The organism is Pedobacter sp. SYSU D00535 (genome assembly GCF_017355855.1).
GTDB lineage: Bacteria > Bacteroidota > Bacteroidia > Sphingobacteriales > Sphingobacteriaceae > Desertivirga.
Map to the genome: position 1 here is coordinate 784,756 of NZ_JAFEWD010000001.1, position 11,757 is coordinate 796,512.

At 44.3% G+C, this 11,757-nt stretch carries 10 protein-coding genes; 6 read left to right on the forward strand and 4 right to left on the reverse strand.

Annotation, left to right across the window (positions count from 1 at the left end):
- Positions 1 to 9: 9 nt before the first annotated feature.
- The 6 genes from J4N23_RS03185 to J4N23_RS03210 are packed head-to-tail and all read left to right on the forward strand — an operon-like array spanning position 10 to position 3,311.
- Positions 10 to 720: a sulfite exporter TauE/SafE family protein gene (locus J4N23_RS03185; RefSeq protein WP_207425550.1), complete on the forward strand. Its 711-nt coding sequence runs from the start codon at positions 10 to 12 to the stop codon at positions 718 to 720.
- A complete protein-coding gene (locus J4N23_RS03190; protein ID WP_207425551.1) occupies positions 720 to 1,682 on the forward strand; it encodes a GTP 3',8-cyclase MoaA in 963 nt (320 codons plus the stop codon). The genes J4N23_RS03185 and J4N23_RS03190 overlap by 1 nt, the downstream gene beginning before the upstream one ends.
- 1 nt (position 1,683) lies before the next feature.
- Complete coding sequence (locus J4N23_RS03195) at positions 1,684 to 1,917, forward strand: MoaD/ThiS family protein (RefSeq protein ID WP_207425552.1); 234 nt, start codon at positions 1,684 to 1,686, stop codon at positions 1,915 to 1,917.
- Positions 1,877 to 2,392 (forward strand): molybdenum cofactor biosynthesis protein MoaE, encoded by a 516-nt coding sequence (locus tag J4N23_RS03200; protein WP_207425553.1) that lies wholly within the window; start codon positions 1,877 to 1,879, stop codon positions 2,390 to 2,392. Before J4N23_RS03195 ends, J4N23_RS03200 begins: the two co-directional genes overlap by 41 nt.
- A 26-nt stretch (positions 2,393 to 2,418) precedes the next feature.
- Entirely contained in the window at positions 2,419 to 2,706 is a 288-nt protein-coding gene (locus tag J4N23_RS03205) for a SelT/SelW/SelH family protein (protein WP_207425554.1), read from the forward strand.
- Between the two features lie 38 nt (positions 2,707 to 2,744).
- Entirely contained in the window at positions 2,745 to 3,311 is a 567-nt protein-coding gene (locus J4N23_RS03210; protein WP_207425555.1) for a molybdenum cofactor guanylyltransferase, read from the forward strand.
- Positions 3,312 to 3,316: 5 nt separating this feature from the next.
- On the opposite strand, the gene J4N23_RS03215 is transcribed toward J4N23_RS03210, so the two are convergent.
- The 4 genes from J4N23_RS03215 to J4N23_RS03230 form a co-directional block, all read right to left on the reverse strand.
- On the reverse strand, positions 3,317 to 4,108 hold the full coding sequence (locus J4N23_RS03215) for a DUF4249 domain-containing protein (RefSeq protein ID WP_207425556.1): 792 nt from the start codon (positions 4,106 to 4,108) through the stop codon (positions 3,317 to 3,319).
- A gap of 5 nt (positions 4,109 to 4,113) precedes the next feature.
- The gene (locus J4N23_RS03220) at positions 4,114 to 6,468 is read right to left on the reverse strand and encodes a TonB-dependent receptor (RefSeq protein ID WP_207425557.1); all 2,355 of its coding nucleotides are present in this window, start codon (positions 6,466 to 6,468) and stop codon (positions 4,114 to 4,116) included.
- Between the two features lie 190 nt (positions 6,469 to 6,658).
- On the reverse strand, positions 6,659 to 7,129 hold the full coding sequence (locus tag J4N23_RS03225) for a hypothetical protein (RefSeq protein WP_207425558.1): 471 nt from the start codon (positions 7,127 to 7,129) through the stop codon (positions 6,659 to 6,661).
- Between the two features lie 255 nt (positions 7,130 to 7,384).
- The gene (locus J4N23_RS03230) at positions 7,385 to 11,707 is read right to left on the reverse strand and encodes a two-component regulator propeller domain-containing protein (protein ID WP_370527230.1); all 4,323 of its coding nucleotides are present in this window, start codon (positions 11,705 to 11,707) and stop codon (positions 7,385 to 7,387) included.
- Between the last annotated feature and the right edge of the window lie 50 nt (positions 11,708 to 11,757).

Consider the following 11,757-nt stretch of genomic DNA (forward strand, 5'->3'; position numbering starts at 1 on the left):
AATGTACTCTTGGCTTTATCCCTTTTCATTATTGGCTTTTTGTACGCTTCAGTTGGCCATGGCGGTGCTAGCGGGTACCTGGCCGTGCTTTCCATTTTTTCCATTCCAGTGGCAGAATACAAGCCGCTGATTCTTGTGTTGAACATCCTGGTAGCCGGCACCGGATTTGTCCAATTTGCTCGGGCAGGTTATTTCAAATGGAAACTGTGTTGGCCATTTCTACTAACGTCTATTCCTGCCGCCTTTGTCGGGTCAAAAATGGCCGTGAAAGGCGACATATATAACTTACTGTTGGGTCTGGCCTTAATAATTCCAGTTATACGTCTGCTAGGCTTTTCCCCCGCAGAAAAAATTAAAAAGGAAGTACAAGTACCATTGGCTATCGGACTCGGCATTGTCCTCGGTTTCCTTTCGGGCATGTTAAGCATCGGAGGTGGTATCTTTTTAAGCCCGCTGCTCATGCTTTTAGCATGGGCGAATGCCAAAGAAGCTGCTACCGCCTCTGCATTATTTATAGTACTGAATTCTGTTTCAGGACTGTTGGGACATCCGGGAGAGATTGTTGCTACTCCTTCGGCTACAATATGGTTTCTTGCTGCTTTCGCAGGAGGCATCACCGGAGCTTATTTTGGAAGCCAGCAATTCAGGATGGCTACAGTACGTTATCTGTTAACAGCAGTTTTAGCCATTGCTTCGGCAAAGCTGATATTTTTTATGTGATGAGAGAGCTAAGAGACGAATTTGGGAGAAGGTTTAAAACCCTTCGGGTCAGTTTAATTAACACCTGCAATTTGGGTTGCGTGTACTGCACCTGTGGAACAGAAGATCTCAAGGAAAATCACATATTACGCCAGGAACTGGGACTTACGCCAGAAGAGCTTTCTTCGGTTATAAAGCAGCTGCACCAGATGTTGGATCTGGAAACGGTTCGGTTCACGGGCGGAGAACCTCTACTCTATAAAAATCTTGCAAAAATAATAAGACAGGTAAGGGAGCTTGGGATACAAGACCTGAAACTGACTACGAATGGCTTACTGCTCGAGCAACAAGCAGCCGAACTTAAAGAAGCCGGACTAAGGTCAGTAAATGTCTCACTCGATGCAATCGATGAGGATATCTTTTATAAAGTCAGCCGTCGTAGCGGGATAGACCGGATCTTGAACGGCATTGAGGCAGCGATTGGTGTGGGAATTGAAGTAAAGATAAATTCGGTGATCATGAAGGGATTGAATGAAAGCCAGCTGCTTCCCCTGCTCGATTTTGCCTTTCAACGAAATATAAAAATTCGCTTTTTAGAAATTATGGCGATGGGACATTTGCACGGACAGGCTGATCAATACTTCTTTTCGCAAGAGGAAATGCTCGAACGTATTGGAACCCAATACAGCTTCAGCCGATTGCTGCGCAAACACGCTTCAACAGCCAACTACTGGCAGACTACTGAAGGACAGATTTTCGGTGTGGTGGCCAATGAAAGCGAACCGTTCTGCGGCGATTGTAACCGGCTAAGACTAGATTCTCTTGGGAATATTTATGGTTGCCTGAGCAGTAATCATCCCATCTCTGTGAGGAGTATCCTAAGCGAGGATCAGCTGGCGGAAAAGCTGCAACAAGCCTTAAAGCAGAAGCAGAGCTTAAAGTTTACCGGCAGCAGCCTGAGTATGTTAACTATTGGAGGATAAAATGGAAGTTGAAGTTTTTGCATTGCTGAAGGACTATTTCGATAAAAAGTTCATTGTTCCTGCTCGTCTTTCTGATATTGAATCATTGAAGCAGCACCTGCTTGATCTAAATCCAGCAGCAGAACAAGTGCTAAGTTCTTGCCGTTTTGCCGTGGAAGATGAATTTGTTGACCACAATTATCAATTGAAAGAAAATGACTACATCTGTATCATCCCTCCCAGCAGTGGAGGTTAGCACCTATATTTCTGATCAGCCGCTTGATCTTGTCGGACTACTGGCCGGTGCTCATCACCCATTGGCTGGGGCCGTAGTTCTTTTCAGTGGAGATGTGCGCGACAATAACCTTGGAAAGCAGGTGGCCTACCTCGAGTACGAAGCACGTGCCACGATGGCCGCAAAGATGATAGCGGAAATACTGGACGAAGCAAAACGCAAGTGGAATTTAAACATTGCCGTTGCACAACACCGGGTAGGCAAAGTAGCAGTCGGAGAATCTGCGGTTGTGGTAATTACAGCTACACCTCATCGTCGTGAGGCTTACGAGGCTAACCGCTACATAATAGATCGGATCAAACACGAGGTTCCCATTTGGAAGTGTGAGTTTTTTACGGATGGAACTAAAAAATGGGGAGGTAATTGCAATTGCCATGAATTAACGGGCGATCCTCATAAACATATTTACGAAGTGGAAAAAGAGACCAATCAATAATCCCACTGATAAAAAACAACGCTAAGATGAAGCCCAATATCACTGTTGAATACTGTCCGAAGTGCGGCTGGATGCTGCGATCGGCTTACTTTGCCCAAGAGTTACTGACGACGTTCAGTGAAGATATCTACGGCGTTACGTTAAAGCCTAGTGAAACCAGTGGAACTTTTAAAATATTTATTGACGAGGCAGAAATCTTCGACAGAAAAGCAGCGGGAGGTTTTCCTGAGATCAAAGAACTGAAGCAGAAAGTACGAGATATGGTAGCGCCGGGTAAGAGCTTGGGGCACTCGGACAGAAAGCAGGAGCAGTAATTTTAGTCGACATGCAATATCATAACCAAACAGAGAAAATGAATACCCTCCTGGGTGTCGTTTTATGCGGTGGGCAAAGTAAGCGGATGGGTAGCGACAAAGGACTTCTTAATACCAATGGAAAACCGTGGGCGATAATGGTGGCAAACAAGCTGGAAGAACTTGATCTGCCGGTAGCTCTCTCAATTAACCCAACTCAGCAGGAAAGTTATGAAGCCATTTTCCCCAACGGAACCTTGATCGTTGATAATCTCGAGATAGAAGGTCCTCTTGAGGGCTTGCTTACCGTGCATAAGAATTTCCCGGATAAAGACCTACTGCTCATGGCCTGTGACTTGATTGATATGGACAACAGCACGCTTCAAGGCTTGTTGAACGTTTATAGCTCGGAACCGGGTTATGATTATTACGTTTATGATCAGGACGGCTTTGCACAAACATTCTGCGCTATCTATACCTCAAAAGCGCTTAAAGAGGTTTTCAGGAAATTTGAAAACAAAGCGTTTAAGAAATACAGCCTCCACGATCGCTTTTTAGAAGGTAAGACTAAGTTGATTCCCCTTTTAGACAGCACACCTTTCAACAACTATAACAACCTTCACTGATCATATCAGGGGATAACAACCGATTCTCGCTGCACCGTATGCGCACTAAAGTAGCCGAGTGCGCCACCCTTAATATTGGTGACCGGATTGGCAGGCGTAGTAGAAGCGCCTCCCCTATTCTCATTCTGGTCGAGCCCTTGCCAGTAGCGATAAAGAACAGCATCAATGCAATGCATTTCTACATGTGCAATGTCGCCGGTTTTTAGGTTGAGATCGAAATCAAAAAGCTCCCGGTTCACTTTTCGCCCATCCGTAAACTCATCATTATACGCAAAAATATTGCGGGATTTCTTACCATTTACTCCAAGTACATAACGATAGTAGTTTGCCCGATTAGGTGGATCACTAAATAGCAACTGCACCGTTTTCTGCTCTTCATCAAAAAAAGAAGTCATCGATACACCAATCGAATCGATAGCGACTTGAGCCGGCATTCTTGAGCTTGCCGTAAATACATTCCCCTCAACCTGAACATTTAAGGTATATGTTCTACCGGGGGTTCCTCTTAGGCGCCTCGAGCTATACACACCCGGTCTTCTTTCACGAAAGGCAAACTGCCCACCCTGGTCATCAGTAACAGTAACCGTAGCACCTGAAACCGCAGGAAACACACTAGCATCGCTTACCGCAACAGACCGTGAAATTTTAACTACCTGACTATCTGCCTGATTTACAACTGTACCCTCTACCACGTATTGGTAGCCCGCTGAGTTAAGATCAACATCGATAACTTTTTCACAAGCGTATTGAAAAACAGTCGACAGAAATAGCGCTAAAAACCCCAGCTTTTTTCTCATTTCTCCTAAAATTTAAAATTCCAGGTAACAGACGGAATTATCCCAAAGAGCGCTGTCTGCACAGCCTGTGTTTTTGATGGATCGTCCGGGTTATCCCGAAAATCAACAACGTATGCATTCTGCCGGTTATAGGCATTGTAGAAGCCAAACGTCCAGCTCGACTTATACTTCTTTTCCGGCCTTCCCTCTAAGGTAGCGGCGAGGTCCAACCTGTGATAGTTTGGCATTCTGTAACCATTCCGCTCCGTATAATAAAACCTCGTCTGCCCTTCTACCTGGTACTTGCCACTTGGGAAAGTAATGGCATTGCCGGTATTGAAAACAAAGGTACCGGAAAATGTCCAACGCTTACTGAGGTTATATATACCAACAGCAGATATGTCGTGGGTACGATCTTGTTTCGCAGGGAAGTAATTTCCGTTATCGATCCCTGTGAAGGAGCGTTCTGTACGCGAAAGTGTGTAGCCCAGCCAGCCGTTAATATTTCCGTACCTTTTCTTCAGAAACAGTTCAATACCGTAAGCACGTCCAAGACCAAAAAGCAGTTCAGATTCGACGTTCTCATTCGCCCGCAACTCCGCCGCATTCCTGTAATCGATTTGATTCTGCATATCCTTATAATACACTTCCGCCGAAAACTCCCAGTTGTCGTTGTTGAAGTTGCGATAATAACCCAAAGCAACCTGGTCTGCAATTTCGGGCTTTACGTTGTTACTGCTCATAATCCAGAGATCGGTAGGTAGAGCCGACGTGGAGTTGGACAACAGATGGAGGTTTTGAGTATTTCGGGTATAGGACGTTTTGATGGAAGTGTTTTCATTAAGACGGTAGCTTACCGCAAGCCTGGGCTCCAAATTCAAATAAGATTTCACTACTTCTCCCTTGCGGAAATTCTGCGTCCTCGTTATACGCCCCTCATCGCTATAAGTATTAAAGCTACCCGGACCGAGAAGATGAAATGAACTCAGGCGCAAGCCATAGTTTAGATTAACCGCATCCGATACATTCCATTCATTCGATATATAAGCCGCTAACTCCAAGCCACTTCGTGTTTCCACAGTTTTGCTGGTGATGGAAGATTTTTGAGAGGAAGTAATTTTTCCTGGCTGAATGCGATGGTGATTTGCGTTCAATCCAAACCTCAGGGTATGATTATTGGCGAAATACTGGTAGTCCTGCTTCAGATTCCAGTCGCGGATAATGGAGGTGACTCTAAAATCGCTCCTTTGATCTAGGTTTTCGATTTCGTAGTTATAATCGCTATAGATTAAAGTGGTGTTCGAAAACATTTTACGGCTCAGCAAATGATTCCAGCGAAACGTGGCAGTTGTATTACCCCAGTTCATTCTAAAGGCATCGTTCAAACCCAAAATATCCTTACCCAGGTAGGTCGAAAAATAGATTGTATTCTTATCGTTCAACTTGTAGTTGGCTTTGGCATTCAGATCATAAAAATAAAGCGTGCTATTTTTCAAGGCGGTATCGGTAGACAGTTTTAAAAAAAGGTCGGCGTAGGTTCTTCTGCCACTTACCATAAAAGAGCCCTTTTCTTTCACAATTGGTCCCTCTACTTTTAATCTGGAAGCAATAAGTCCGATCCCTCCTTCAGCAGTGTATCGCTTTTCGTTACCCTCATTCATTTTTATGTCAACCACGGAGGCTAGTCGGCCGCCGTACTGCGCCGGCATTCCCCCTTTGTAGACGGCTACATCTTTTATCGCATCTGAATTAAACGTAGAGAAAAATCCGAGCAAATGGGAGGCGTTATATACATTGGCTTCATCCAACAAAATCAGATTTTGATCGGCAGCCCCTCCACGCACATAAAATCCGCTGTTCCCTTCGCCAGCGGCCTTAATTCCTGGCAGTAATTGGATTGTTTTCAACACATCCCGCTCGCCTAGCAGCACTGGAACATCCTTGATATTTTCCATATTTAGCCTTTCAAGACTCATTTGAGGTGATCGGATCTGTTCCTTTGCTGATCGGCCGCTTACCACCACTTCCTGAAGAAAGGCATTGGCATTAAGTTGGACAACCAGACGAACGTCTTTGTTTAAGTTAAGGCTTCTAGTACTTGTCTGATAGCCGATGTAACTTACCTGCAAATTGTATTGACCTTCGGGCACGGTAATGGAGAAGAAGCCGTACGAGTTTGTTATTGCGCCCTTCTCTGATTCAGCAACTCTCACGCTGGCACCAATCAAGGTTTCCCCTGTGCTAGCATCCTTCACGGTCCCGCTGATCGTAAATCGTTGCTGAGAAAATGAGAGGTGAGGCAACAGAGCCAGTAATAATAAAAAAAAGAATGCTCTTCTGATTTGGAAATCGATTAGATAAGACTGGCCGGCTTTGCCCATTATGCATCAACGCTAATTCCTGAGAAATCTTACTAAGATAACAAGCTGACTGAAAATCACCAGAGATACAACAAGGAATTTGCCCGGAAGTGGCCGACGGACTTATTTTTAGACCTACGGCTCAGGAATAACAAAGGGGGCTGTCTCCAGTCCCCTCTGCGTTAAGTATTTTATTGTTTGCTCTATTTTTCTACGAAAGTAGTTTTTCCTCTGTCGACCGGTTTCCTGCAACATCTGAAGCGACGATAACAATTTTATCCCCCGGAAGTGTACTGGAACTTTGGATGGTGTAAATCCACTCAATCTCATTTTCTGATCGCAGGGCAATCCCCTCTTCGGCAAGGGTGTCGTCAGGGTTATAGATGCTTACCCTCACATCGGCGGCCTGCAGCTCATAAGTAACGGTAATTTTGATCTGGTCACCCTGCAGCCCTCTATAATTACTCATGTCGATCTTTTCAATATCCGGAGCCTGCAACATGTCCGCGATAGCGATTTCAAAATCAGAACTAATGTTTTGCTGATTCCGGTAAATCACAACTTGCTGATTTTTCTGAAGAAGGGAGTCGCTGGTAAGTCTATCGCGCTGGGAAAAAACGAGCACGTTTCCTTGTTTACCGCTCAAACCATGTGTGATTACATTGTTTGTAAAAGAGTTCATTTTTGTGAGATTTAGATTGTGTTATATTAATTGTGATCAATTATCTACTTCCTATGTTCAATTAACAAAACAGATAATAGCACATCAACATCTCTTAAATCCCACTCACTGGCAACTCTGTTCAAAAAGCCGTTAATTTGCTTCGAAATCAAGGATTTCGCTCCGACTAAGATAAAAACTAATAGCAGTTAAAAGAAGAAATTATATTTATTTAACTGCTATTAGAAAAACACAAAATAATAATAAAAACGATTTCTAAACTTTCAAGGAAGTTGCCTGTAACAGCTTCACGAGTTCTTCCAGTTTAATTGGTTTCGACATGTAATCATCCATCCCCGCGGCGAGGCAAGCCTCTCTGTCTTCTACCATTGCATTGGCTGTCATTGCCACAATCTGCGGTTGCTTTTTGTACCTGCTTCGTACCTGCCGCGTGGCTTCCAGACCGTCCATCTCCGGCATCTGTACATCCATAAATATCAGGTCGAAATACTCGGCGTCCAGTTTGCTCAATACTTCCAACCCGTTCTGTGCCAACTCTGGTTGATAGCCTAACTTGTTCAGGACTCTTAGTATCAGCTTCTGATTGATTGGATTGTCTTCAGCTACCAATATTTTAAACGGATATTTAACTGCAATATCTTCTGTCAGCAATGATGGAGTAGTAGGTTCCGGTTGTTTCTCCTTTTCGCGATTGGCTTTTAACTCCTGCTGCACTACATTGCAAAGCTGTTGTTGTTTCACCGGTTTGGTCAATACTGCATTGAACAAGTGCGAGAAGCGCTTCCGAGTTTCGTCACCTATGGAACTAAGTAAAATAACCGGTAGGTTGGGATGATTTCTCTTCACGATTTCGGTAAGCTGTACGCCATCCATCTCTGGCATCTGCATATCGGAGATCATTAAATCATACGTTTTTCCCGCTGCCAGCATTCCCAACGCCTGCTCAGCAGATATCGCCAATTCAGCGTTCAGTTTCCATTGCTCCAACTGAAGTTTTAGGATCTTCAGATTAGTTTCATTGTCATCTACCACCAAAATGCGCTTACCTTCGCACCCCACCATGTTACAATATGTATACTTGGTTTGCACTTGTTCACTTACTTTGGCTTTGATCGTAAAGCTGAAAGTAGTGCCTTTACCAAACTCACTATCCACATTAATTGAGCCGCCCATCAATTCGACCAGTCTATCACTAATAGCCAGACCAAGGCCGGTTCCGCCGTATCGGCGGGAAGTGGCGGAATCAACTTGAGAGAAGGCTTTAAACAGTGTGTTTAACTTATCCTCGGGAATACCAATACCTGTGTCCCTAACGTCGAATTTCAACTCCAGCTCGCGATCTGAATTCTGGTTTAATAGTGATACACGAATGAATACCTCTCCTTTTTGAGTGAATTTCACTGCGTTTCCAACCAAGTTCAGCAGCACCTGACGCAGTCGCAGTCCATCAGCAACAATCACGGCAGGCAGCTGCGCATCCAGCTGATAAATCAAATCGAGACCAATTTGAGCTGCCTTGCCTGAGAACAAGTCCAGCACCTCTTCTACACACTGCCTAAGCTCGAAATCATGCGGATCCAGCTCCATACTTCCCGACTCTATCTTAGAGAAGTCGAGAATGTCATTGATCACATTCAAAAGCGCCTCGCCACTGGTATAGATTGTTTCTGCATAATCTCTTTGTTCCCTGTCAAGATTCGTCTCTTTCAGTAAAGACGCCATTCCGAGCACGCCATTCATCGGTGTCCTGATCTCATGACTCATAGTGGCAAGGAACACGCTTTTCGCCTGGGTTGCCCTTTCTGCTTCCTGTTTGGCCAACTCTGCCTCTTTCCTGGACAGTTGTTCCTGCTCTTTTTGTTCGTGCAACTCTTCGTTCAGAACCTTCAGATGCTCAGTTTGTGCCATCAGTTCCTCGTTAAGGGTTTGCATCTCTTCTGACTGGACCTGTAACTCTTCCGACTGCTCCTGAAGCTCTTCCGACTGCGTTTGTAGCTCCTCATTCATCGCCTGCAATTCCCGAGACTTTCTAACCACTTCCTCCGTCCGCTCTTCCACGAGACGCTCCAGTTCCCTTTTCTGATTTGCTACTCGCTTTAACCGATATCGGTCAAGACCGAGAAGAAGTCCGGCTAAGGCCAACAAAGCAGCCGTTCTGAACCACCACGACTGCCACCAGGCGGGTTCAATAATTACCCAGACACCGATCCCTTTCTCATTCCAAACTCCATCATTATTCGACGCTTTCACCCGGAAGTAGTATTTGCCAGGATCTAAATTGGTATAGCTAGCCTTTCGCTGACTGCCGACGTAATTCCAGTCCTGATCAAAACCATCCAGTTTATAGGCATACTGATTTTTTTCGGCAGAGGTGAAATCGAGGGCTGCAAATTCGAAAGTAAAATAAGACTGTCGATGATTGAGTGTGATTTCATCAACCGTAGTTATTGTCTCCTGCAAAGGTGAACCATTGCCGACAGAGACAGCTTTATTCAACAGATAAAAATTGGTAAATACGACAGAAGGAACCCGCTTATTGAACTTCATCCGTTCAGGATGAAAAATATTCAAACCACTAATTCCTCCGAAATACATGGTTCCATCTGCGCTCTTGAAACTCGCATCGCGAAAGAACTCATTGCTCTGTAAGCCGTCTGCAGGAGAATAGTTCTTAAATTCCTTTGTATTGGGATTGTACTCGGAAATGCCGTTATTGGTGCTGATCCAGAGGTTTCCTTTCGCGTCTTCTTGAATCCCGTTGATAAAATCGTTGGATAGGCCGTCCTTTTTACGAATTTTTGTAAAACTGTTAGTTTTTCTATCATAGATATTAATACCGCCGCCGCCAGTACCTGCCCAAACTCTATCCCTACTATCCACGAGGACACAGTTTATGATATCACTACTCAAACTGCGAGGATTCTTTTTCTCGTGTTTAAAATGGATAAACACCTGCTTTTGAGTGTCAAAAAAATCTAAGCCTCTGTCGGTTGCTATCCACAAATTACCGCTCTTATCACCATCAATGCTATACACCAGATTGGCGACGATGCTATTTGGGTTTTTGGAATCGTTTTTATAGCTGGTAAACTTCCCGCTTTTTTTATCAAAAAGGTTTAATCCCCCCAACCAGGTACCTACCCAAACGTTCCCTTTTACGTCCAGATAGATTTTATTCACTCTGTTGTCCGACAACGAATTGGGATTCCCTTCCTGCCGTCTGTAGTGCGACACTTTTCCAGTTCTTTCATCAAATAAATCCATTCCCCCGAGATGAGTTCCTACAGCCATGCTATCCCGACCAATTCTGGCAACTGTATAGATATTATTATGGCTGACCGAAGACAAATCATTTGGACGATACGTCTTATGGATAAAATTCCCTGTTTTAGTATCCAAGATGTCTAAGCCGCTCTCTGTTCCGATCCAAATATTGCCCTTGGAGTCTTCGGCGATGGCTTTTACTAAATTGTTGCTAAGACTATTGGTTTTATAAGCTACTGCACGATGATGCTGAAACTTTTCCGCAGTTTTTAAAATATAGCTTATCCCACCACTATTGGTACAAAGCCATATAATCCCGGTGTAGTCTTCATAAATATATCTAACCGTATTGTGACTCAAACTTCTTCCGTCAAAAGGATCATGCCGGTAAACCTCGAACTTATTTCGATCCGGATCGAAGATCGATAAGCCTCCAGCTTCAGCTCCCACCCAGATCTTTCCGTCTGAGCTCAAACTCATCGCAATAAGCTCATTACTGCCTAGCGAGTTGGTGTTATTGGGATCGTGACGAAAATGCTTGCATTTACCGCTAGAGGGGTCGAACTGAGAAAGACCACCACCTTCTACTGCCAGCCATATCCTTCCTCTCTTGTCCTTAATAATTCCCTTTACGTTATTACCACTCAGACTTTCGCTGATATTCTTATCGCGCTTTATTGTTTTAAAGGTTTGGCTGTGCGTATTAAAAATATTCAGCCCCCCGGACGTGGTTCCTATCCAGAGCTCCCCTCTTTTGATTTCAACGATCGTATTGATATCGTTGTCGGAAATTGCATTTGGTTTCCCTGGGTCAGCAAAGTAGCCCTTAAACTTGCCCGTTTTCGGGTAGAAAAGATAAAGACCTTTTTTTGTACCAATCCACATTCTACCCTCGGTGTCTTGCAGGATGCTCTTCACGTTGACAGTACTTCCCTCCGGGTTATAGTTCGTAAACGAGTTGGTCGCCCAATCATACTTATCCAGACCGCCTGTACTGCCTACCCATATGTTTCCGTCCTTATCCTCGAAAACTCTACTGATGTAGTCGCTACTAATGCCGTTCTTCTTGTCAGCATCATACTTAAAGACCGTGAACTGGTATCCGTCGAATCTATTCAATCCGTCGCGGGTAGTTACCCACAGAAAGCCCCTTTTATCCCTCACAACGCTTGTAACATTGCTCTGAGATAAACCGCTACGGGTAGTGAGTCGCTTAAACTTCAGCTCCCCTGGCTGGGGATAACCTTCGACTGAAAAAAAGCATAAGATTAAAGCAAATAAAAAACACCTGACGAATTGCAGAGATCTACGCATACTAATTGATTAGCGGCCGTTGTTGAACGAACTTGATACGAAACTTTCAT